General features: G+C 59.3%; 20 protein-coding genes. 10 read left to right on the forward strand and 10 right to left on the reverse strand.

What is annotated here, in order from left to right; all coding sequences use genetic code 11:
* Window positions 1-100: 100 nt before the first annotated feature.
* Window positions 101-1,177, reverse strand: a complete 1,077-nt coding sequence (locus PSH64_RS07130) for a DUF748 domain-containing protein (protein WP_305480346.1) — start codon at window positions 1,175-1,177, stop codon at window positions 101-103.
* Between the two features lie 126 nt (window positions 1,178-1,303).
* Between PSH64_RS07130 and cysK the strand changes: the two genes are divergently transcribed.
* Together cysK and PSH64_RS07140 are read left to right on the forward strand one after the other, a co-directional pair.
* Window positions 1,304-2,278, forward strand: a complete 975-nt coding sequence (cysK, locus tag PSH64_RS07135) for a cysteine synthase A (RefSeq protein ID WP_305480347.1) — start codon at window positions 1,304-1,306, stop codon at window positions 2,276-2,278.
* Window positions 2,279-2,489: 211 nt separating this feature from the next.
* Complete coding sequence (locus tag PSH64_RS07140) at window positions 2,490-3,428, forward strand: aspartyl/asparaginyl beta-hydroxylase domain-containing protein (protein ID WP_105348290.1); 939 nt, start codon at window positions 2,490-2,492, stop codon at window positions 3,426-3,428.
* Between the two features lie 58 nt (window positions 3,429-3,486).
* On the opposite strand, the gene PSH64_RS07145 is transcribed toward PSH64_RS07140, so the two are convergent.
* Complete coding sequence (locus PSH64_RS07145) at window positions 3,487-3,687, reverse strand: hypothetical protein (protein WP_204124987.1); 201 nt, start codon at window positions 3,685-3,687, stop codon at window positions 3,487-3,489.
* On the reverse strand, window positions 3,684-4,229 hold the full coding sequence (locus tag PSH64_RS07150) for a hypothetical protein (protein WP_305480348.1): 546 nt from the start codon (window positions 4,227-4,229) through the stop codon (window positions 3,684-3,686). The genes PSH64_RS07145 and PSH64_RS07150 overlap by 4 nt, the downstream gene beginning before the upstream one ends.
* A 446-nt stretch (window positions 4,230-4,675) precedes the next feature.
* Between PSH64_RS07150 and PSH64_RS07155 the strand changes: the two genes are divergently transcribed.
* Window positions 4,676-5,539 (forward strand): DMT family transporter, encoded by an 864-nt coding sequence (locus PSH64_RS07155; protein WP_305480349.1) that lies wholly within the window; start codon window positions 4,676-4,678, stop codon window positions 5,537-5,539.
* 68 nt (window positions 5,540-5,607) lie between these two features.
* On the opposite strand, the gene PSH64_RS07160 is transcribed toward PSH64_RS07155, so the two are convergent.
* Window positions 5,608-6,516: a DMT family transporter gene (locus PSH64_RS07160; RefSeq protein WP_305480350.1), complete on the reverse strand. Its 909-nt coding sequence runs from the start codon at window positions 6,514-6,516 to the stop codon at window positions 5,608-5,610.
* Window positions 6,517-6,644: 128 nt separating this feature from the next.
* On the opposite strand from PSH64_RS07160, the gene aceK reads away from it, so the two are divergent.
* From aceK to PSH64_RS07185, 5 genes are all read left to right on the forward strand, one after another.
* Window positions 6,645-8,366 (forward strand): bifunctional isocitrate dehydrogenase kinase/phosphatase, encoded by a 1,722-nt coding sequence (gene aceK, locus PSH64_RS07165; protein WP_105339943.1) that lies wholly within the window; start codon window positions 6,645-6,647, stop codon window positions 8,364-8,366.
* A gap of 219 nt (window positions 8,367-8,585) precedes the next feature.
* A complete protein-coding gene (hrpA, locus tag PSH64_RS07170; protein WP_305480351.1) occupies window positions 8,586-12,497 on the forward strand; it encodes an ATP-dependent RNA helicase HrpA in 3,912 nt (1,303 codons plus the stop codon).
* 251 nt (window positions 12,498-12,748) lie between these two features.
* On the forward strand, window positions 12,749-13,870 hold the full coding sequence (locus PSH64_RS07175) for a beta-ketoacyl-ACP synthase III (RefSeq protein ID WP_105339941.1): 1,122 nt from the start codon (window positions 12,749-12,751) through the stop codon (window positions 13,868-13,870).
* Between the two features lie 155 nt (window positions 13,871-14,025).
* The gene (locus PSH64_RS07180; protein ID WP_105339940.1) at window positions 14,026-14,637 is read left to right on the forward strand and encodes an RNA polymerase sigma factor; all 612 of its coding nucleotides are present in this window, start codon (window positions 14,026-14,028) and stop codon (window positions 14,635-14,637) included.
* Window positions 14,631-14,867: an anti-sigma factor gene (locus PSH64_RS07185; RefSeq protein ID WP_007934080.1), complete on the forward strand. Its 237-nt coding sequence runs from the start codon at window positions 14,631-14,633 to the stop codon at window positions 14,865-14,867. The genes PSH64_RS07180 and PSH64_RS07185 overlap by 7 nt, the downstream gene beginning before the upstream one ends.
* A 131-nt stretch (window positions 14,868-14,998) precedes the next feature.
* Here PSH64_RS07185 and PSH64_RS07190 read toward each other — a convergent pair whose 3' ends face one another.
* Window positions 14,999-16,321, reverse strand: a complete 1,323-nt coding sequence (locus PSH64_RS07190) for a putative porin (protein ID WP_105339938.1) — start codon at window positions 16,319-16,321, stop codon at window positions 14,999-15,001.
* Between the two features lie 279 nt (window positions 16,322-16,600).
* On the opposite strand from PSH64_RS07190, the gene PSH64_RS07195 reads away from it, so the two are divergent.
* Window positions 16,601-17,725: a GNAT family N-acetyltransferase gene (locus tag PSH64_RS07195; protein ID WP_305480352.1), complete on the forward strand. Its 1,125-nt coding sequence runs from the start codon at window positions 16,601-16,603 to the stop codon at window positions 17,723-17,725.
* A gap of 34 nt (window positions 17,726-17,759) precedes the next feature.
* Here the strand turns inward: PSH64_RS07195 and aqpZ are convergent, their stop codons facing one another.
* The 5 genes from aqpZ to PSH64_RS07220 all read right to left on the reverse strand — a co-directional run bounded on the left by aqpZ (window position 17,760) and on the right by PSH64_RS07220 (window position 22,885).
* The gene (aqpZ, locus tag PSH64_RS07200) at window positions 17,760-18,458 is read right to left on the reverse strand and encodes an aquaporin Z (protein ID WP_018926734.1); all 699 of its coding nucleotides are present in this window, start codon (window positions 18,456-18,458) and stop codon (window positions 17,760-17,762) included.
* A 198-nt stretch (window positions 18,459-18,656) separates the two neighbouring features.
* Window positions 18,657-20,489, reverse strand: coding sequence for an ABC transporter ATP-binding protein (locus PSH64_RS07205; RefSeq protein WP_305480353.1), 1,833 nt, complete (start codon window positions 20,487-20,489; stop codon window positions 18,657-18,659).
* Between the two features lie 93 nt (window positions 20,490-20,582).
* Window positions 20,583-21,140, reverse strand: coding sequence for a peptidylprolyl isomerase (locus PSH64_RS07210; protein WP_105339935.1), 558 nt, complete (start codon window positions 21,138-21,140; stop codon window positions 20,583-20,585).
* Between the two features lie 3 nt (window positions 21,141-21,143).
* The gene (locus PSH64_RS07215; RefSeq protein ID WP_305480354.1) at window positions 21,144-21,947 is read right to left on the reverse strand and encodes an alpha/beta fold hydrolase; all 804 of its coding nucleotides are present in this window, start codon (window positions 21,945-21,947) and stop codon (window positions 21,144-21,146) included.
* A 14-nt stretch (window positions 21,948-21,961) separates the two neighbouring features.
* Entirely contained in the window at window positions 21,962-22,885 is a 924-nt protein-coding gene (locus tag PSH64_RS07220; protein WP_018926731.1) for a LysR family transcriptional regulator, read from the reverse strand.
* Between the two features lie 49 nt (window positions 22,886-22,934).
* Here PSH64_RS07220 and PSH64_RS07225 point away from each other — a divergent pair, with 49 nt between their 5' ends.
* Window positions 22,935-23,264 carry a 3-phosphoglycerate kinase gene (locus PSH64_RS07225; RefSeq protein ID WP_105339933.1) on the forward strand — a complete coding sequence of 110 codons (330 nt, stop codon included), beginning with the start codon at window positions 22,935-22,937 and terminating at the stop codon, window positions 23,262-23,264.
* The last annotated feature ends 148 nt before the right edge of the window (window positions 23,265-23,412 follow it).

Here is a 23,412-nt window from a genome sequence, read left to right on the forward strand (position 1 = left end):
CGGGGCGCAATAGTTGTAGTGCCCGACTATAACGCGCTGCCCGGTCGACTGTGAACGCAGACGGGTTATTCAGTCTCTGAATGGGGCGTCACTTCGTGACTCATCCCGCATCCGGTTTGGGTCGTTCGTACTGGGCATTGAACGCCTGGATGAAACCGTTGCGTAAAATCTGTAAAAACGCCTCGAACGCGCTGATATTTCGCTGATGCACGTTGCCCCTGAGTTCGACGCGAGTGGCGAACTGGTTTTTCGCCTGGTTCTTCAGCACGTTCTCGGTGCCGCCGACAAGCGCTTCCCAGATGGAGCGGAAAATCCCTTTGTCCTTGTTCTCCACGTCCTGTTGCCAGCTGAACACTTCGACGTCCCGCAACAGTGGCTTGATATAGCCGGTGAGTTGACTCTTGTTGGCTTTGGCCTCGATGACCACGTCGCCATGGCCGGCATTGAAGTCGAATTTGCCGTAGGCCGAAGCGAAGTCGTTCAGGCGTTTGAGTTCAAGGTCCCTGGCGCGCAGGCGGAACTCGAAGTCTTCGAAATTGCTCAGCGGATCGAAGGTTGCCGTTGTTTCCAGCGGTGCATTCCCCGGTAACAGCGCCTTGCCATCGAAACGGGCATCGCGTTTGCCTTTGGTGTCGACTACGTTGGTCAGGTTGTAAATGCTGGCATTGACCTGAGTAGCGCTCAGGTTCACGGGTGGTTTTGAATTGAAGTTGTGAAAGGTGACCCGGCCATCGTTGATCCGCACTTCGTTCAGGGTAATCGGCAGCAATTTTTCCAACTGTGCCCGCCAGTCGGTGCCCTGACCGGTCTGGGAGTTTTTCTTGTTGGCGCCGCCATCGACGAAGTTCACCTCGGGTTTGTCGAACTGCGCCTTGGCCACCACGGCGTGGTCGTACCAGAGCGAGTGCCAACTGACGGAGAGATCGATCAATGGCGCGTTGACGAACGGCACCGGGACCTTGCCCTCGACCTTGACGATTTTCAGTCCGTTGATTTTGTACGCGCCACGCCACAGGGCCAAATCCACGTCGGCAATCTGCCCGCGGTAGTCGCCCATGTTGGCCAATCGCTCATTCAGGTAGTCACGCACCAGATAGGGCAGGGCGATGTGCAGGGCAACCAGCAATATAAAGAGGCCGGCGAGGGTCCACAGAGGCCAACTGTATCGACGCTTCATGGCAGCAAATCTCAGGCGGTATAAAGCGATTGACTGCTGTGCTAAGCGGACGTTCGATTGACTGGACGACCTCGAGTAACAGGCATACCTTGGAGGGCTAATTCAACGCGGTATAAGGACCCAGCCATGAGCCGTATCTATGCTGACAACGCCCACTCCATCGGCAATACGCCGCTGGTGCAGATCAATCGTATCGCCCCGCGCGGTGTCACCATTCTGGCCAAGATCGAAGGGCGCAACCCCGGTTATTCGGTCAAGTGCCGCATCGGCGCGAACATGATCTGGGATGCTGAAAGCAGCGGTAAACTCAAGCCCGGCATGACCATCATCGAACCGACCTCAGGCAATACCGGCATCGGCCTGGCATTCGTTGCCGCCGCCCGTGGTTATCGGTTGATGTTGACCATGCCCGCGTCCATGAGCATCGAACGACGCAAGGTGCTCAAGGCCCTTGGCGCCGAACTGGTGTTGACGGAGCCGGCCAAGGGCATGAAAGGCGCGATCGAGAAAGCCGCCGAAATCCTCGCCAGTGATCCGTCCACTTACTTCATGCCGGGGCAGTTCGAAAACCCGGCAAACCCGGCCATCCACGAAAAAACCACCGGCCCGGAAATCTGGAACGACACCGACGGTGCGGTCGACGTGCTGGTGGCGGGCGTCGGAACGGGTGGAACCATTACCGGGGTTTCGCGGTATATCAAGAATACCCAAGGCAAACCGATTCTCTCGGTGGCGGTGGAGCCAATGGTGTCTCCGGTGATTACCCAGGCGATCGCCGGGGAAGAGATCAAGCCGAGCCCGCACAAGATTCAGGGCATCGGCGCTGGTTTTGTGCCGAAGAACCTGGATTTGTCGATGGTCGATCGGGTGGAACTGGTCAGCGATGACGAATCCAAGGCGATGGCCCTGCGCCTGATGCATGAAGAAGGGATTTTGAGCGGCATTTCTTGCGGTGCCGCCATGGCCGTGGCCGTACGCCTGGCCGAAACCCCGGAAATGCAGGGCAAGACCATTGTGGTCATCCTGCCCGACTCCGGTGAACGCTATTTGTCGAGCATGCTGTTCAGCGATTTGTTTACCGAACAGGAAAACCAGCAATAGCATTTTATGGCTGTTTTGAAACCGAATCGGGGTTGATTCAGGTCAGCCCCCGTTCAGGAACCCTATGTTAAGAAGTGCTTTATTGCACAATCCTTAACACTGAATGTTGAGTAATACGGGTTTTTCCCGAGGCCGGTAGTGTTTATCATGGCCGACTGCCACGTCGGGTAAATGGCGTTGTGCGGAGTTTCCTATTCTCAAGGAGTCGTAGATGAGCTTTTCCTTTGTCGCGAAGGCGTCGGTGTTGCTGCTGTTCCTCGGCAGCACGCTCTATGTGCATTTGCGTGGCAAGGCGCGTTTGCCGGTCCTGCGTCAGTTCGTCAATCACTCGGCCCTGTTCGCGCCCTATAACGCCTTGATGTACCTGTTCTCCGGTGTGCCATCCAAGCCCTATCTGGACCGCAGCAAGTTCCCGGAACTCGACGTGCTCAGGGACAACTGGGAAGTTATCCGCGACGAAGCCATGCACCTGTTCGACGAGGGCTACATTCGCGCCGCCGAAAAGAACAACGACGCCGGTTTCGGTTCGTTTTTCAAGAAGGGCTGGAAGCGTTTTTACCTCAAGTGGTACGACAAACCGCTGCCGTCGGCCGAAACCTTGTGCCCGAAAACCGTGGCCTTGGTCAGCGGCATCCCGAATGTCAAAGGCGCCATGTTTGCGCTATTGCCCGGTGGCAGTCACCTCAACCCGCACCGCGACCCGTTCGCCGGCTCCCTGCGTTATCACCTGGGGCTATCGACGCCGAACTCCGATGATTGCCGCATCTTCGTCGACGGTCAGGTCTACGCCTGGCGTGATGGCGAAGACGTGATGTTCGATGAAACCTACGTGCACTGGGTCAAGAACGAAACCGAGCAAACCCGCGTCATCCTGTTCTGCGACATCGAACGCCCCTTGAGCAACCGCCTGATGACCCGCATCAACCGCTGGATCAGCGGCTGGCTGGGGCGTGCTACTGCGCCGCAGAACCTTGACGATGAACGCGTTGGCGGGATCAACCAGGCCTATGCCTGGAGCAAGAGCTTCAGCGACAAATTCAGCGGCGCGGTCAAGCAGTGGAAGCGCCGCAACCCTAAAGCCTATCGCGTGCTGCGACCGGTGCTGGCGGTGGTGGTATTGACGTTGTTGGGGTATTGGTTGTTTGGTTGAGGCCAATCATTGAATGAAAAAACCGCTCTTTGGGAGCGGTTTTTTTTGCCTGTGAGTTTTAGGGGCGCCCGGCGAGCAGGCTAGGCTCTTCGGTTTCGGTACCCGTCGCAATAACCTGCAGAATGTGCCGTTGACTGGCTGTCAGCTCTACAGCAATGGGCTTGTTTTCTGTTGTGGGCGAGCTTTTCTTTGTGGGGGACTTTTTAATTACTTTGCGCATCTTCCCTCCGCCGTTGGTTATTAATTGAACAGTTTTCACGATACTAGGCTCTCCAGTGCTTTGACAAGTCGGCCTTCAGCATCAAAGTAAAAACCGAGTTGTTGGTAAATGGAAATTGCACCCTCCAGCGGCTCCTGAACTTCAATGAACCTGCTGCCGATGATTTGGGCATACTGTTCGATGACCAATAGGGCCAAAGGAGCAATACGATTTTTCAAAGGATGGACTTCACTCGGACATCCCTCCAATCGCACGATGCGGATTCGTTGCCGACTGTTGTTTGGATTTGCGAAGCATAGCCCGCACAGTTCTTCATCGAACCAAATGGCGAGGTCCAGAGCCAAGGGCTCCCTCGCTTTCCACCCAACGACCTCACCCCATGAAAAGTGTGGATCGTCCCAGCGTTCAAAAGCATTCAATGCCTGCGCGCTGATTGCTTCAAAGCGTACTCTGGATAGATCGAGGACTGTGGGGCCGGCCCTCTCCAGTTCATGTTGCAGGTGGGCAGTATTAATACCGGCCAGCTTTCTAGCTCTTGATCGATACAACTGATACCGAAGATGAGTCCGTTCCCTTGGCATTTGATCTCTTGCATTCCATGTCCCCCATAGCGGGCGATTCCGTTTCGCCCAGAGTAAGCAGCGCTTCCCCGGCTGTCGTTACTGGCCATTTGGTCAAGTCATTGCAATCCATGTCACGCGCTGGTTATAGTCGGCGCTCGGTGGTTTCCTGAGCCACCGTTCCACCCATCAAAAAAGATCAGCCCATGCCAGCTTTCCTCATCAACGCGGTAGTCGATTCAGCGGTCAACGCTGGCGTCGTGCCGTGCGGGGATCAGCAGCCTGCGCAGATCAGTCATTACCCTCCACCTGTCAGTAGCACGCCGGTGTGCGCAGTCGTATCACCGCCGGGCGTTGGCTTTTCGGGCTGATCAGCTTTTTCCGCTGCTCTCCTGTGCCCGTCTGAAAAAACTACTGAATTTCAGCTTCGGCTGAGTTGGCTTTTTGCCTGACTACAGGTGGTATTCATGTTTGTCCTTTCGAAAAAGTCCGCGCTTGCGGCGACGTCCACGTGCCTGTTCGTTCTGCTGTGGAGCAGCGGGGCGATTTTCTCCAAATGGGGGCTGGCCCACGCCTCGCCCTTTGCCTTTCTGCTGATTCGCTTCGCCATCGCTCTGTGCGGGTTGGTGCTGCTGGTGCCGCTGCTCAAGCTGAAACTGCCCAAGGGCGGCAAGCCGATGTTGTATGCGATGGCCACGGGCGTGGTGTTGCTGGGGGCTTATCAGATTTTCTATCTGCTGGCCCTCGACCTCAAAGTTACACCGGGCGTGATGGCAACCATCATGGGCGTTCAACCGATTCTCACCGTAGTGATCATGGAGCGGCACCGATCAATAAGCCGGATGTTCGGTCTGGCGTTGGGCTTGGCCGGATTGATCATGGTGGTTTATCAGGGCATTGGGCTGGCCGGGATGTCGATGGCCGGAATGCTCTGCGGTCTGTTGGCGCTGGCGAGCATGACGTTCGGTTCGATCATGCAGAAACGCATCACCGACAATCCCCTCGGCACACTGCCGGTGCAGTACCTGGCCGGGCTGTTGTTGTGCGGGGTGTTTGTGCCGTTCCAGCCGTTTCACGTCGAATACAGCACAGGCTTCATCGTACCGGTGTTATGGATGGGGTTGGTGGTATCGGTACTGGCAACGCTGTTGCTCTATCGGCTGATCGCCCGGGGCAATCTGGTGAATGTCACCAGTCTGTTTTACCTGGTGCCAGCGGTGACGGCGGTGATGGATTACCTGATTTTCGGTAACCGGCTGGCGGCGTTGAGCCTGTTGGGCATGGCGCTGATCATTGTCGGCCTGGTGTTTGTGTTCCGTAAGACTGCTTGAAATAAACAAGGCCCGGGGCATGAGCTCCGGGCCTTTGCAGGTGATCCGACTTGCTTGCGAAGGCGGTTTTATCGGGCAACCACCTCAACCGGCTTCACCACCGCCGGCTTCAACACCAGCCACAACGCCACCGCAATCAACACCCCGCCATAAAGGTGCGCCATCGACAGCGGCTCATCCAGCAACAGCGCCCCCCACAATACCCCGAACGGCGGGATCATGAAGGTCACGGTCATCGACTTCACCGGGCCGATCGAGCTGAGCAAACGGAAGTAAACGATGTAGGCAAACGCGGTGCAGCCCAAGCCCAATCCCAGCAACGACAACCAGACACTCCAGCCGCCCCAGCTCGCCGGTGGCTGGCTGATCACGCTGTAGCCGAACAGCGGCAGCAAAAACAAGGTGGCGCCGAGCATGCTGCCCAGGGCCGACAGGCGACTGTCGAGGCCGCCGGCCTGGTCGAGCCAGCGGCGGGCGAGGAAGCCGGCAAAGCCATAACAGGTGGTAGCCATCAGGCACGCCAGTGCGCCCATCAGCAGTTGCATATCGAACGCCACCGGACCTGCACGGGTGAGGATGCCGACGCCAAACAGTCCGAGAAACACCCCGCAGACCTTCGCCCCGGTGAGTTTTTCACTGAAGAACAACCCGCCGATCAACACGCCCATCAAGGGCGTGGTGGCGTTGAAAATCGCCGAATAGCCGGCCGGCAGCACTTGCGCGGCCACGGAATAGAGCGTCGCCGGAACCCCGGAGTTGATTACTCCGAGCAGCATCACCGTCTTGAGTTTGCCTTTGAAATCCCAGCTGATACGCAGCAGCCCGACGATCACCAGCAGCCCGACAGCGGCAATCGATACACGGAAAAAGGCAGTGGGGATTGTGCCAATCACTGGGGCGATAATGCGCATGAACAGAAAGCTCGCTCCCCAAATGGCGGCAAGTGACAACAAACGCAGGATATCGACGGGGTTCACAGCACTTTCCTTCCTTGATTGGCGCGCAAGTGTCGCGCCAGTCGGGGTACAAGGCAATGGTTGCGTTGCGTCACACGGGGCCACTAAGCTCAGGCTCCAACGATAAGAACAGCCGCAGAGGTTCCACCATGCCGCAGCAATGGCCAGCCGCCGACATCGCCCGAATGATCCTCGATGGCTTTGACGATTACCGCGAGCATTTCCGTCAGATCACCGACGGCGCTCGAGCGCGTTTCGAGCAGGCCCAGTGGCAGGCGACGCAAGTCGCGTCGGCGGCGCGGATCAATCTCTATGAAGAAAAGGTCGGCGAAACGGTAGCCCGCCTGCATGCGTCGTTCGCCACCGATGTGCTGATGGACGTCAGCAATTGGCCGCTGGTCAAAAGCGCCTACATCAGCCTGATCGACCTGCGCTTCGACGATGAGCTGTCCGAGACCTGGTACAACTCGATTTTCTGCGGGCTGTTCAGCCACGACCTGATCAGCGACGGCTGCATGTTCATCCACACCACGCGGCCAAGCCTGCGCCGCGCCCGGGCGGCGCAAACCCGCACCTACAAGCCCCATGGCCAGTTGTCCGGCATGCTCGCGAGCATTTTTTCCGACTATCGCTTCAGCGAGGATTACGCCGATTTGTCCGGCGACCTGCGGCGCCTCGAAGCGCAGTTGCGCGAGAACCTTCCGGACTGGGTCTGCAAGGACCCGGAACTGAGTGTCGAGCTGTTTTCCTCGGTGCTTTACCGCAACAAGGGCGCCTATCTGGTGGGGCGCATTTACACCCAGGACGATCAATGGCCACTGGTGATTCCGCTGCTGCACCGCGAAGGCCGGGGCATCCAGATCGATGCACTGATCACCGACGAGGCGGAGGTGTCGATCATCTTCTCCTTCACCCGTTCGTATTTCATGGTCGATGTGCCGGTACCGGCGGAGTTCATCGGCTTTCTCAAACGCATCCTGCCAGGCAAACACATCGCCGAGCTGTACACCTCGATCGGCTTCTACAAGCATGGCAAGTCCGAGTTCTACCGGGCGCTGATCAATCATCTGGCCAACACCGACGACCAGTTCATCATGGCACCCGGCGTGCGCGGGATGGTCATGAGCGTGTTTACGCTGCCGGGCTTCAATACCGTATTCAAAATCATCAAGGACCGCTTCTCGCCGTCGAAAAACGTCGATCGGGCCACGGTGATTGAAAAGTATCGCCTGGTGAAAAGCGTCGACCGGGTCGGGCGCATGGCCGACACCCAGGAGTTCGCCGACTTCCGTTTCCCGTTGAGCAAGTTCGAGCCGGCATGCCTGGAAGAACTGCTTGAAGTGGCGCCGTCCACGGTGTCGGTGGAAGGCGATACGGTGCTGATTCGTCACTGCTGGACCGAACGCCGGATGACGCCGTTGAACCTTTATCTGGAACACGCCAACGAAGCGCAGGTGCGCGAGGCGCTGGAAGATTATGGCCTGGCGATCAAGCAACTGGCGGCGGCGAACATTTTCCCCGGCGACATGCTGCTGAAAAACTTTGGCGTCACCCGTCACGGTCGCGTGGTGTTTTATGACTACGACGAGATTTGTTTCCTGACCGAAGCCAACTTCCGCCACATCCCGCAACCGCGCACGCCGGAAGACGAAATGGCCTCCGAGCCGTGGTACTCGATCGGGCCACTGGACGTGTTCCCCGAGGAGTTTCCACCGTTCCTGTTTGCCGATTCCGGGCAGCGAAAACTGTTCGATCAGTTGCACGGCGAGCTGTACAACGCCGATTACTGGAAGGGGCTGCAGGAAGCGATTCGGGCGGGGAAGGTGATTGATGTGTTTCCGTATCGGCGTAAGGGCCTGGATAACGAGTAGTCGGACTCTCACGACCCCGTAGCAGCTGTCGAGCCCCAGCGAGGCTGCGAAGCAGTCGCCAATCCGATCACCTCGGTTCACCTGAAACACCGCACTGGATGATTTTACGACTGCTTCGCAGCCTCGCTGGGGCTCGACAGCTGCTACGGGGGATCTCGCTTGTCCCTTAAATCTGCGACAATCCGCCTCCTGCGCCACTAGACGACTTTTGCGTACCTGATGACTGACGAATCGCCTTCCATCGACAAACTGCTGAAAAACCTCGATCACGCCATGCTCGCCGACCGCCACCGGCTGCGGCGGCAGTTGCTTGAGCTGCGCAAGAAACCTGACGAGGCCAAGCTGGCCCAGTGGGTGACGCGCACACAGGCGTCCTGTGATCAGGTGTTGGCCCGGCGCGCCAGCCTGCCGGTGATTCGTTATGACGACAGCCTGCCGATCGCCGCCAAGCGCGACGAAATCAAAGCGGCGTTGCTCAAACATCAGGTGCTGATCATTGCCGGCGAAACCGGGTCGGGTAAAACCACCCAGTTGCCGAAGATCTGCCTGGAAATCGGCCGCGGCCAGCACGGCCTGATCGGCCACACCCAGCCCCGTCGAATCGCTGCCCGCAGCGTGGCGAGCCGCGTTGCCGAGGAGTTGGCGACGCCGTTGGGCGCGCTGGTCGGCTATCAGGTGCGGTTCGAGGACCAGAGCGATGCCAACACCCTGATCAAACTGATGACCGACGGCATCCTGCTGGCGGAAACCCAGAACGACCGCTACCTCGAACGCTACGACACGATCATCGTTGACGAAGCCCACGAACGCAGCCTGAACATCGACTTTTTGCTCGGTTACCTGAAAACCCTGCTGCCCCGTCGCCCGGACCTTAAGGTCATCATCACCTCGGCCACCATCGACCTGGAGCGTTTCTCCAAACACTTCGATGACGCGCCGATTGTCGAGGTCTCCGGTCGCACCTTCCCGGTGGAAACCTGGTATCGCCCGCTGACCCTGGAGCAGGACGAGGAGGGCAACCGCGTCGAGGATGACCTGACCGTGGATCAGGCGATCCTCGCCACCCTCGACGAAATCGCCGCGTTCGAACGCAGCGAGCGCAAGAGCCCCGGCGACGTGTTGGTGTTCCTGCCCGGCGAGCGCGAGATTCGTGACGCGGCGGACATGCTGCGCAAGGCCCAGCTCAAACACACCGAGATTCTGCCGTTGTACGCACGGCTGTCGCCGGCCGAGCAGCAGCGGATTTTCCAGTCGCATCCGGGGCGTCGAGTGGTTCTGGCGACCAACGTTGCGGAAACCTCGCTGACGGTGCCGGGCATTCGTTACGTGATCGACAGCGGCACCGCGCGCATCAGCCGCTACAGCTACCGCGCCAAGGTTCAGCGCCTACCCATCGAAGCGATTTCCCAGGCCAGTGCCAACCAGCGTAAAGGTCGCTGTGGGCGGGTCGAACCAGGGATTTGCGTGCGCTTGTACAGCGAAGAAGATTTCATCGGTCGCCCGGAATTCACCGATCCGGAGATCCTGCGGACCAACCTCGCGGCGGTGATTCTGCAGATGCTGCACCTGCGCCTCGGCGAGATCACTGATTTTCCGTTTATCGAGCCGCCGGATGGCAAGGCCATCAGCGACGGTTTCAACCTGCTGCAAGAGCTCTCGGCGGTGGATCGCAACAGTCAGCTGACCCCGCTCGGCCGGCAACTGGCGCGGCTGCCGGTGGACCCGCGCATGGGTCGCATGCTGCTGGAAGCGGCCAAGCTCGGCAGCTTGCAGGAAGTGCTGATTGTCGCCAGCGCCATGTCGATCCAGGACCCGCGCGAGCGTCCGCCGGAGCGTCAGCAAGCCGCCGATCAGGCCCACGCCCAGTGGAAAGACGTGGACTCGGACTTCGCCGGGCTGGTCAATCTGTGGCGAGGCTTCGAAGAACAGCGCCAGGCCCTGACGGCCAGTCCGCTGCGCAACTGGTGCCGCAAGAATTTCCTCAATTACCTGCGCCTGCGCGAGTGGCGCGATTCCCATCGCCAGTTGAGCCTGATCTGCCGCGACATGCAGCTGAGCCTCAACAAAGAGCCGGCGGATTACCCTAAGCTGCACAAAGCCGTGCTGTCGGGTTTGCTCAGCCAGATCGGTCAGAAAACCGAAGACGGCGATTACCTCGGCGCCCGTCAGCGACGCTTCTGGATTCACCCGTCGTCGGGCCTGGGCAAGAAACGCCCGCAATGGCTGATGACCGCCGAACTGGTGGAAACCACCAAGCTGTACGCGCGGATGGTCGCCAAGATCGACGCCGACTGGATCGAGCCGCTGGCCGGGCACTTGATCAAGAAAAACCACTTCGAACCCCATTGGGAGAAGAAGCGTGGACAGGTCGTGGCTTTCGAACAGATCACCCTGTTCGGGCTGATCGTGGTCGGACGCCGGCCGGTGCATTACGGGCCGGTCGACCCGGTGGTGTCCCGCGAGTTGTTTATCCGCGAAGCCTTGGTGCGTGGTGAGATTCAATCCAAAGCCAAGTGCCTGACGGCCAACAAGCAACTGCTGGAACAGCTCGACGAACTGGAAGCCAAGGCCCGTCGCCGGGACATTCTGGCCGACGAAGAAACCCTGTTCGCCTTCTACGATGCGCGCCTGCCGGCGGAGATCCACCAGACCGCGACCTTCGACAGTTGGTACCGGATCAACAGCCAGAAAGACCCGCAGCTGCTGATCATGCGCGAAGAAGACGTGCTGGCCCGCGAAGCCAGTGAAGTCACCGCCGCGCATTACCCGGACACCCTGCACATCGGCGACTTGGAACTGGCGCTGAGTTATCACTTCGAACCCAACCATCCGCGTGACGGCGTGACCTTGCGCGTGCCCGCACCGCTGTTGCCGATGCTGCCGCCGGAGCGCCTGGAATGGCTGGTGCCGGGCGTGATCGAGGCCAAGTGCATTGCGCTGGTGCGCAACCTGCCCAAGGCCCTGCGCAAGAATTTCGTGCCGGTGCCGGATTTCGTCAAAGCCGCGTTGCAGCGCATCACGTTTGCCGAGGGCTCATTGCCTCTGGCCCTGGGCCGTGAGTTGCTGCGCATGACCGGAGCACGGGTCAGCGACGAGGCGTGGGCCGAAGCGTCGCAGCAGGTCGAAAGCCATTTGCGGATGAACCTGGAAATCGTCGACGGCCAGGGCAAGTTCCTCGGCGAAGGGCGTGACCTGGCCGAGTTGACCGCACGCTTTGCCGAGGCCAGCCAGGCCGCCTTGGCCGTGCCGCAAACCGCGAAAAGCCAGCAGCCGGTGGAGGCGAAAGTCTTTGCCGCCGTCGCCGAGAAAACCCAACAGAAGATCGCCGGGCTGTCGATGACGGTGTATCCGGCGCTGGTGGAAGAGGCCGGTACGGTGAAGGAGGGGCGCTTCTCGACCCCGGCCGAAGCCGAGTTCCAGCATCGCCGGGCCTTGCAGCGCTTGCTGATGCAGCAATTGGCGGAACCGGCGAAGTTCCTGCGCGGCAAGTTGCCGGGGCTGACCGAGTTGGGCCTGATGTACCGCGAGCTGGGGCGCATCGACAGCCTGGTGGAAGACATCCTGCTGGCCAGTCTCGACAGCTGCATCCTCGATGGCGAAGACCCGCTGCCGCGCGATGGCGCCGCACTGGCGTCCCTGGCCGAGCGTAAGCGCGGCGCCTGGACCGAGCACGCCGAGCGTCTGGCCAGGTTGACCCTGGAGATTCTCAAGCATTGGCACGGCCTGCAAAAACGCTTCAAGGGCAAGATCGACCTGGCGCAAGCCGTGGCCTTGAACGACATCAAGCAGCAGCTCAGCCATCTGGTGTACCCGGGGTTCGTGCGGGAAACGCCGATGCCGTGGCTCAAGGAGCTGCCGCGTTACCTCAAGGCCGTCGAGCAGCGTTTCGAGAAAATCGGCGCTCAGGTGCAAAGGGACCGAGTCTGGAGCGGCGAATTGTCCGGGCTCTGGAGCCAATACCAGACCCGCGCCAACAAGCATGCCCAGGAAGGCAAGCGCGATCCGCAACTGGAGCTTTATCGCTGGTGGCTGGAGGAATACCGGGTTTCGCTGTTCGCGCAGCAATTGGGAACCAAGGTGCCGATCTCCGACAAGCGCTTGAACAAGCAATGGAGCCAGGTCGAACCTTAACCCCTGTGGGAGCGGGCAAGCCCGCTCCCACAGCGTCAGCAAGTATTCGATCCAGCAAAAGGGGCCAAAAGCCAGCGTTTATGGCAAACTTCGCGCCTATAAACGCCGGCCCCGCGGTTTTGAGCCTCCACGGGCCCGGGCGGATCGGAATAAAGCGATGCCGGGTTTGTGTCCGGAACCTGGAATAGACCCTTTGTGTGTTGGTACGACGGTGCCAGCGCTTTCTGCCTGAACGGATTAGAGAAACGACCATGCATAATGTCGTCATCAGCGGCACCGGCCTGTACACCCCGGCCAACAGCATCTCCAACGAAGAGCTGGTGCAGTCTTTCAACGCTTACGTCGCGCAGTTCAACGCCGACAACGCCGAAGCCATTGCGCGCGGCGAAATTCAGGCATTGACCGAGTCCAGCGCAGCATTCATCGAAAAAGCCTCCGGCATCAAAAGCCGCTTTGTCATGGACAAGGAAGGCATCCTCGACCCGCAACGCATGGCGCCACGCTTGCCCGAGCGCTCCAATGACGAGTGGTCGGTGCTGTGCCAGATGGCCATCGGCGCGGCCGAGCAAGCCTTGCAGCGCGCCGGCAAGACCGCCGCTGACATCGATGGTGTGATCGTCGCCTGCTCCAACCTGCAACGCGCCTACCCGGCCATCGCTATCGAAGTTCAGGAAGCGCTGGGCATCCAGGGGTTCGGTTTCGACATGAACGTGGCGTGCTCCTCGGCGACCTTCGGCATCCAGGCCGCGGCCAACAGCGTGCAACTGGGCCAGGCCCGGGCGATCCTGATGGTCAACCCGGAAGTCTGCACCGGTCACCTGAATTTCCGCGATCGCGACAGCCACTTCATCTTCGGCGATGCCGCCACGGCGGTGATCATCGAACGTGCGGATCTGGCGACGTCCAAGTACCAGTTCGACGTGGTCAGTACCAAACTGCTGACCAAGTTCTCCAACAACATCCGCAACAACTTCGGCTTCCTCAACCGCGCTGCGGAAGAGGGCATCGGCGCCCCCGACAAACTGTTCGTCCAGGAAGGCCGCAAGGTGTTCCGCGATGTCTGCCCGATGGTCGCCGAACTGATTGCCAAACACCTGGAAGAAAACCAGCTCAACATCAGCGACGTGAAGCGCTTCTGGCTGCACCAGGCCAACCTCAGCATGAACCACCTGATCGTCAAGAAGCTGCTGGGCCGTGATGCCACCGAAGCGGAAGCCCCGGTGATTCTCGACACCTACGCCAATACCAGCTCCGCCGGTTCGGTGATTTCGTTCCACAAGAATCAGGACGATCTGGTCAGCGGTTCGCTGGCCGTGCTCAGCTCGTTCGGCGCCGGTTACTCGATTGGCAGCGTGATTCTGCGCAAACGTTGATCGAAGGGGTTGTTGTTCTTTCCTCTGGCTTGTGATGACTTTTCCTACATTGGAAATAGTCGGAAGGCTGTAATTTTCGGAAATGCCAGCAGGACGATGCCTACAGGCGAAGTCCTGCTGTTTTCATTTTCGAGGTCAGAACAAGGGGTTTGTTAATGGCGGCTGACGACGCGCAACTGCTTGAGCGCTTGCTGGCAGGTGAACAAAAGGCTTTCAAAGAGTTGGTCAGCACCTATCAGAGCGCCATGCGTGCGGTGGCCTACGCTATTGTGGGCAACCGGCATGCCGACGAAATCGTTCAGGATGCCTGGCTATCGGTTGTGCGTAACCTGAGCGGATTCGAGGGCCGTTCGAGCCTCAAGACCTGGCTGCTGACCATCACCGCCAACTCGGCCAAGAGTCGCTACAAACAAAACCGCCGGGAAGTGTTGCTCGATGACCTGCCATCGCCTCACGGCACGATCGATGACGATCGTTTTTCATCGAGCGATGGTCATTGGCTGGTGGCACCGTTTGCCTGGCATCAGGACACGCCAGAGGCGTTGTTGACCGAAAACGAACTGCGCGAATGCCTGGAGCACACATTGCTCAGTTTGTCGGAACTGCAAAGCAGCGTTCTGCTGTTGCGCGAGCGCCAGGGGCTGGAGCTGGAGGAAATCTGTAATCTTCTGGAAATCTCGCTCTCCAATGTGCGAGTGCTGCTGCATCGGGCACGGTTGAAGGTTTTTGCGACCTTGGAGCATTTTGAGGAAACCGGCGAATGTTGACCTGTAAGGAACAAGTGGCGCGCTCCAGTGATTATCTCGATGGCCAGTTGAGTTTTCGCGAGCGTCTGATGATGCGGCATCACTTGATGTTTTGCCCCAATTGTCGGCGATTCATTCGGCAGATGCGGTTGATGCAGGCGACCTTGCGGGTGATGCCGCAGAAGCCGGTCGAGGATGTGGAGGCGCTGGCCGAGCGGCTGGCGGCGCAGCGGCGTAAAGATCGTTCCTGAAGGAAAGCACAGGCCGGCGCGGGTGAAACGAACGGATGATGGGGATCGTCGCCCCGCGCCAGACTGTTGAACCTCTTCAAACGACACGACCGGATGTAAACCGCATCGTTTGAAGTGTGTTGCATGATTGCTTAGAACTTCGCTTCCGCGTCCAGTTGCAGCGTGTTGGTGTTGGCATCGCGCTGGGTACGGCTGGAGAAGTCGGCTTTGGTCAGGAAGTAAGTGGCGCCGAGGGCGAAGTTCTTGTCGATGTCATAACCGACTTTGAACTTGTGGCCGCGAGAACCGGTGGTGCCGTTGGCGAAGTCCGAGTCGGTGAAGGCGCCGACCACGGCGTTACGCTGCACGTCGCGGTAGTTGTAGTCGAGGTTGAGGCCGAAGACTTTCGACTTGGCACCCACCAGCCAGGCAGTGTCCTGATCGGTCACGGCATCGTTGTTCTTCACATATTGGCCGTAGAACGACAGTGGCATCGGCAGGCCGCCGATATCGATCTGGCTGAAACCTTCGTACAGGCGGAACTCGTTGTTGGCCGAATTGCCGTTGACGGCCAGGGCGCACGGTGTGGACGTGCCGGTGCAACGGCTGTCTTGGTCGTTCTGGTAGGCATAGACGCTGCCGCCGACGGTCAGTTTCAGGTTGTCGGTGATGGCGAAACGGCTGCCCAACTGGCCGGCGGTCAGACGCAGATCGTGACGAAATTGCACGCCTTCGCCGTCGACGTTGTCCTTGAGGTTGTAGTTGCCCAGGCTACCGAACAGCTCGGCGCTGCTGCCCAGCGGGTATTTGTAGGTAACGGCCAGACCTTCCGGGTTGATGTCGCTGTCCCAGATCACATCACCCATGCTGACCCATGGCTGCAGCATCTTGCCGCCGATCACATGCAGGTTTTTGATGGCGTCCGGGTGGTAGTCGATGTAGCCCAGATCCAGCCAGATCTGCTTCTTGTCGAAGTAGTTGTCCATGTCCTGGTTGGTCGAGCGCGCATCGTCACCGCCGCCGGTGGCAATGCGAATGCCGGTGTCCACTTGCGGGTTGATTTCGCTGTAGGCACCCAGGCGGGCGCGGATGCGTTGACGATCCTTGTCGCGGCCACCGTTGTTGGGTTCGCCGTCGATCTTGACCGTTTCCTGGCGCACGCGAACGTCGCCCTTGAACTGGGTCTTGGCGGCCCAGGCCAGTTTCTGGTCGAAGGCGCTCAGCTCGTTGGCTTTCTTCGCGGCGACCGCTATTTGTTCATTGGTCTCTTGCTGCGCCTGCTGCGCGATTTGCTGAGCCTTCTGATCCTTGGCCAATTCTGTTTGCAGTTCAACGTACTGCGCCTGGGAAATAGAACCGTTAGCCTTGAGCATATCGAGCAGTTTGGCGTCGACTGCGGCACTGGCCGGAACACTCATGGCCAGCAACAGGCCACCGCACAAGGCCGCCGCAGTTTTCGTGGAAGCAAGACGCATAGCAATCTCCGAAGATGAGAGGGATGGCTGAACCATCCTGGACACAACCGACGGTTGAAGGTCGGAAAACAGTGGCCGGGTAGAACCCGGCGCTCTAAAAACAGGCGCCAGTATCGCGATGGTTTATGACAAGTCGGTGGCAAAGTGATGGCATGTCGATGACGTTATAAAAAGCTTCTGAAATGCCCGATTCAGAGCCTTGCATCGGATTGACGCGTGTGGATTGCCCTGCGATCGGCGATACTCGCGGAGCTGTCACGCCAAGATGTGGAGAGGAAAATGCCGCTGCAACGTCTGCATACACTGTCGCAAATCGCAGCCCGTACCTGGGATGCCCTGGTGCCGGAGAATCAGCCGTTTCTGCGCCATGCGTTCCTCGCTTCACTGGAAGACAGTGGCAGCCTCGGCCCGCATTCCGGCTGGCAGCCCGAGCATTTGCTGCATGTTGAAGGCGATCGCCTGATCGCTGCATTGCCCAGTTATCGCAAATGGCATTCCTACGGCGAATACGTGTTCGACCATGCCTGGGCCGATGCCTGTGAGCGTGCCGGCATCGACTACTACCCCAAGCTGTTGACGGCGGTGCCGTTCAGCCCGGTCAGCGGGCCGCGAATACTGGCGGCGACGATCGAGGACGGTTTCGAGCTCTTGCAGAGCCTGCCGGGTTATCTGGAGATAGAAAAACTTTCCAGCGTCCACATCAATTTCACCGATCCGTTCACCGACGCTGCATTGGCCGAACAGCCAGGCTGGTTGCAGCGCATTGGCTGTCAGTACCACTGGCAGAATCGTGGTTACCGGGATTTTCAGGATTTCCTCGATGCCCTCAGTTCGCGCAAGCGCAAGCAAATGCGCAAGGAGCGTGAGCAAGTGGCGGGGCAGGGCATCGACTTCGAATGGCTGGAAGGGCGGCAGCTGGATCAGGCTCAGTGGGATTTTGTATATGCCTGCTACGCCAATACCTACGCGGTGCGTCGGCAAACGCCGTATATGACGCGAGAGTTTTTCAGTCTGTTGGCCGAGCGCATGCCGGAGTCGATTCGGGTGGTGCTGGCCAAACAAGGTTCACGGCCGGTGGCCATGGCCTTCAGCCTGGTCGGGGGCGACAGCTTTTATGGTCGTTACTGGGGCTGCCTGACGGAGTTCGATCGCCTGCACTTCGAGACCTGTTTCTATCAGGGTATGGATTACGCGATTGCCAACGGCTTTCAGCGTTTCGATGCCGGTGCTCAGGGCGAGCACAAACTGATTCGCGGCTTTGAACCGGTGATCACCCATTCCTGGCATTACCTGCGCCATCCGGGTTTGAAGTCGGCGGTGAAAGACTTCCTCGAGCGCGAACGCGTCGGGGTGCTGGGGTATGCAGAAGAGGCGAAGACCGCCTTGCCTTACCGACAAGGTTGATCTTCGCCGTTGATTGCAGGCTCAGTCGCGCAGATTAACTGTCTTCTTTGCCCAGCCAGCGATACATCACACCACCGATGACCGCCCCCAGAATCGGCGCCAGCCAGAACAGCCACAGTTGTTGAATCGCCCAACCACCGACAATCAGCGCCGGACCCGTACTGCGGGCCGGGTTGACCGAGGTGTTGGTGACCGGAATCGAGATCAGATGGATCAGGGTCAGCGCCAGGCCGATGGCGATGGGCGCCAGCCCGGCCGGGGCGCGTTTATCGGTGGCGCCGAGAATGATCAGGATGAACATGGCGGTCATCACCAGTTCACTGACAAACCCCGCCGCCATCGAGTAGCCGCCTGGCGAGTGTTCGCCGTAGCCATTGGACGCCAGGCCGCTGGCCAGTTCGAAGCCGGGTTTGCCACTGGCGATGAAGTACAGCAGGGCCGCTGCGATGATCCCGCCAATCACCTGGGCGATGATGTAGGCGGGTAGTTCTTTGGCAGGGAAGCGTCCCCCGACGACCAGTCCGACCGAAACCGCAGGGTTGAGATGACAACCCGAGATGTGGCCGATGGCGAAGGCCATCGTCAGTACCGTCAAACCGAATGCCAGGGACACCCCCAGTAAACCGATCCCCACGTTTGGAAACGCTGCCGCCAGAACCGCACTGCCGCAACCCCCCAATACCAGCCAGAACGTACCTACCAATTCTGTAGCCGAACGTTTGAACAAAGACATAGCGAGTTTCCCTATCGAGATAACACTGTCGTTGTGCATCCGGTAGATGGACTACAGAACCATCTCCAGTACTCTGGCTGAGTACAGCAGGGTTTTTACGGAATTCCAGTGACCATAAAAACCGCCAGAGCCCATGGTTTGCGGGTTCTGGCGGTTTCTGGTGTTCTTCTGCATGGCTGATGGCGCCAAGATCGCGGCTCAATCGATCCCGACAAACCCGCCGGTCTGGTGTTGCCACAACCGTGCATACAAACCGCCATGGGCCAGCAGTTCGGCGTGGCTGCCGGTTTCGGCGATCTTGCCGTTTTCCAGCACCACCAACCGGTCCATCCGGGCGATGGTCGAGAGACGGTGGGCGATGGCGATCACGGTTTTGCCTTGCATCAGGGTTTCGAGGCTTTCCTGGATCGCGGCTTCGACTTCCGAGTCCAGTGCCGAGGTCGCTTCGTCCATGATCAGGATCGGCGCGTCCTTGAGCAGCACCCGGGCGATAGCGATCCGCTGACGCTGGCCACCGGAGAGTTTCACCCCGCGCTCACCGACATGCGCATCAAAACCGGTGCGTCCTTCGGAGTCCGACAGCAGCGGAATGAACTCGTCGGCGCGGGCCTTGTGCACCGCTTCCCAGAGTTCGGCGTCGGTGGCGTCGGGTTTGCCATACAGCAAATTGTCGCGGATCGAACGGTGCAGCAGCGAGGTGTCCTGGGTGATCATGCCGATGCGTTCACGCAGGCTTTCCTGGCCGACTTCGGCAATGTTCTGGCCGTCGATGAGGATCCGCCCGCCCTGCACGTCATACAGGCGCAGCAGCAGATTGACCAACGTCGATTTGCCGGCACCGGAGGGGCCGATCAGGCCGATTTTCTCGCCGGGCTTGATGATCAAGTTGAGGTCGCCGATGACTCCGCTTTTCTTGCCATAGTGGAAATCGACGTGCTCGAAACGCACCTCGCCACGGGCCACGTTCAAAGGCTTGGCCTGCTCGCGGTCGGTGATGCTGACCGGCTGGGAAATGGTCTGCAAGCCGTCCTGAACCATGCCGATGTTTTCGAAAATGCCAGTGACTACCCACATGATCCAGCCAGACATGTTGACGATGCGAATCACCAGGCCAGTGGCGAGAGCTATGGCGCCCACTGAGATCAGCGACTGCGTCCACAGCCACAGCGCGAGGCCAGTGGTGCTGACGATCAGCAGGCCGTTCATGCTGGTGATGGCCACGTCCATACTGGTGACCACGCGGCCGGCCAGTTGGGCTTTTTCGGTTTGTTCCTTGATCGCTTCGCGGGCGTATTGCTGCTCGAAGTTGGTGTGAGCGAACAGCTTCAGGGTGGTGATGTTGGTATAGCCATCGACGATCCGCCCCATGAGTTTGGAGCGCGCATCGGACGACACCACCGAGCGCTCCTTGACCCGTGGTACGAAATAGTAGAGGGCGCCAATGAAGGCGGCGATCCAGGTCAGCAACGGGATCATCAGGCGCCAGTCGGCTTCGGCGAACAGCACCAATGAACTGATCGCATAGATCAGCACGTGCCATAGCGCGTCCACCGCTTGCACGGCAGAGTCGCGCAGGGAGTTGCCGGTCTGCATGATGCGTTGGGCGATGCGCCCGGCGAAGTCGTTCTGGAAGAAATTGAGGCTCTGTTTGAGCACGTAACTGTGGTTTTGCCAGCGAATCAGGCTGGTCAGGCTGGGGCTCAAGGTCTGGTGTACCAGCAAGTCATGCAGGCCGACGAATATCGGGCGCAGGACCAGCGCAACCACCGCCATCCAGGCCAGTTCGATGCCGTGTTCCTTGAAAAAATTGACGTTGGGCGTGCCTTGGGCGAGGTCGATGATGCGGCTCAGGTAGCTGAACAACGCCACTTCGATCAGCGCGCCGAACAAGCCGACGATCAGCAGGACGGCGAAACTCGGCCAGACCTGCTTCAGGTAATAGGTATAGAAGGGGAGAACCCGATCCGGCGGAGCCGCCGTCGGTGCATCGCGGAAAATGTCGATCAGTTTTTCAAAACGGCGATAAAGCATCAGTTCTCCGCCCGCGCACGGGCTCTCCTTTAAACAATATGAGCGGCGCCGGAAGAACCGACGGCCGCTCAAAACTCCCTGTCCAGCTTACTCTCAGTCGATGCGCTTGGCCGACTTGATGAACACAGGATCGGCCGGCACGTCTTTCATGCCGTTTTTGGTGGTGGTCTGCGAGTTGACGATGACATCGACGACGTCCATGCCTTTTACGACTTTACCGAACACGGCATAGCCGTCGCCCTGGTCCAGGAAGTCGTTGTCTTTGACGTTGATGAAGAACTGGCTGGTAGCCGAATCCGGCACGGAAGTACGGGCCATGGACAGGGTGCCACGCACGTTATGCAAACCGTTTTTCGATTCGTTCTTGATCGGCGCCTTGGTTTCCTTTTGTTGCATTTGTTGAGTGAAACCGCCGCCCTGGACCATGAACCCGGGAATCACACGGTGAAAAATCGTGTTGTTGTAGAAGCCACTGTCAACGTACTCAAGGAAGTTCTTGGTACTGATCGGCGCCTTGACCGGGTCCAGTTCGATTTCGATCTGGCCGTTGGTGGTCTCCAGCAGCACGTGGGGTGCCTTGGCCGGGGTGGCGGCCATCAGGTTGGCGGCAAACAGAACGGAGCCGGCGACGAGGGCGATTTTTTTCAGCATGGGTCAGTGATCCTGAGTGGTGGTGTCGACTGCGGTGAGAAACTCGAGCAGCGTTTGGTTGAAGCGTTCGGGTTGATCCAGCGGGGTGGCGTGGCGCGAATCGGCGATCACCACCAGCCGCGCATCGGGCAGCAGTTTTACATAGGTTTCTTTCAGCGCGACCGGGGTGTAGTCACGGTCGGCGCTGACGACGAGGGTTGGACACGAAACCCTGGAAAGTCGTTCCTGAACCCCCCAGCCAACAATGGCATCGAAGCTGGCGAGATAAGCATGTTTGTCGTTTTTTGCCCAGCGCGCCGCAATTTTTTGTCGTAGTGACGCCTGTTCGGGTTTGGGAAACAGTTTGGCGCCCAGGGCCTTGCCGATGGTGCCCATGCTCAGCACGCGCATCAGGCTCCAGCGTTTGAACCACTGCCAGTCATCGTTGCGGCTGCGCCGTTTGACTTCGGGCGCGCTGTTGACGATGCACAGGCTCTTGAGCAGTTGCGGCTGGTCCACTGCCAGTTGAAAGGCGATCATACCGCCCATCGACAGTCCCACAAGATGGACTGGGCCCAGGTTCAGATGTTCGATCAGCGCGATCAGGTCGGCGCTGAACCCGGCGATGGTGTAACGCTCACGGGGTTTGTCGGAACGCCCGTGGCCGCGCACATCCGGCACGATCACCCGATGGTGGGCGGCGAGCGCCGGGATCTGCATTTCCCAGTCCAGGGTGCTGGAGCCCAACCCGTGAACCAGCAGCAACGGGGTGCCATGGCCATATTCCTCATAGTGCAGGTTGCAACCTTCATGTTCGAAATAGGCCATGGGTACACTCCGTGTCAGGCTTGTTCGGGCGCGGCGAAGGGCGCATCCAGCGGCGCCGTATCAAAGGTGCGCAGCAGTTCGATGAGAATCTGCGTAGCCGGGCCCAAGGGTTTGTCCTTGTTCGAATACAGATAGAAGCTCGGGTTGCGGCTTCCGCCCTGATCCAACGGTAGCACTTTGAGCGTGCCTTCCTTGAGTTCACGCTCGATCATGTGCCGGGGCAGCCAGGCGAAGCCCAGACCGCTGCTGACGAAGGTCGCAGCGGTAGCCAGGCTGCCGACGGTCCAGCGCTGTTCGGCGCCGAGCCAGCCGACATCTCGCGGTTGCTGACGGCCGGAGTCGCGGATCACCACTTGCATCTGGCTTTCCAGGTCCTGGAAGCTCAGCTCGCGGTTCAGACGATGCAGGGCATGTTCGGGGTGGGCGACCGCGATGAATTCGACATCGCTCAGCTCCGCGCCCAGGTACCCGGGAATACTGAAACTGGTAATGGCCAGATCGGCCACGCCTTCGAGCAATACTTCTTCCACCCCCGATAACACTTCTTCGCGCAGCCGCACCCGGCAGCCGCGACTTTGCGGCATGAACGCGGTCAAGGCGCGGACGAGGCGGGCGCTCGGGTACGCGGCGTCGACCACCAGCCGCACTTCCGCTTCCCAGCCTTGCTCCATGTGGTGGGCCAGGTCTTCCAGTTGGCTGGCCTGTTTCACCAGTTGCCGGGAACGGCGCAGCAGCACGCCCCCGGCCTCGGTGAGCACCGCTTTGCGGCCGTCGATGCGCAGCAGTGGCACACCGAGCTGATCCTGCATGCGCGCTACGGTGTAGCTGACCGACGATTGCGAACGGTGCAGCACTTCGGCGGCCTGGGCGAAACCGCCGTGATCGACCACGGCCTGCAATGTTCGCCATTGATCAAGGGTCACGCGGGGCGCTTTCATGTTGAGCTCCTCTTGTCCTAAGCTGGCAGTTCTTACTGGAGGCTGCCGAATGAAAAAACTGTGTTGTGTGATAGCGGGTTGTGCAGCGTTGGCGATGTTGCCGCTGACTGCGTTTGCCTACCCGATCGATGTCAATAAACAGCTCAACGGTTTGAAGATTGACTACAACGCCTACGACACGGACGCGGACATCGGCTCTATTCAGGTCAACAACTACGGCGACACCGACGTCACCTGCAAAGTGGTTTTCAATAACGGCCCGGAAGCGCCACGCACCCGCAAGATTGACGTACCCGCCGGCAAGCACAAAAATGCCACGGCCAAGTTCACCCGTACCATCATCAAGCTGCGTATCGACCTGACCTGCACCCCGAAATAACGTTACAACCCTGTGGGAGCGGGCTTGCTCGCGAAAGCGGTGGATCAGGCAACATCGTTGTCGACTGACACGCCCTCTTCGCGAGCAAGCCCGCTCCCACAGGGCATGCTTCGCTTATAAACGAATTTATCGATGCTTTATAGCAGTT

Origin of the sequence: Pseudomonas sp. FP1742, from assembly GCF_030687145.1 — a bacterium.
In the GTDB taxonomy this organism is placed as follows: domain Bacteria; phylum Pseudomonadota; class Gammaproteobacteria; order Pseudomonadales; family Pseudomonadaceae; genus Aquipseudomonas; species Aquipseudomonas frederiksbergensis_D.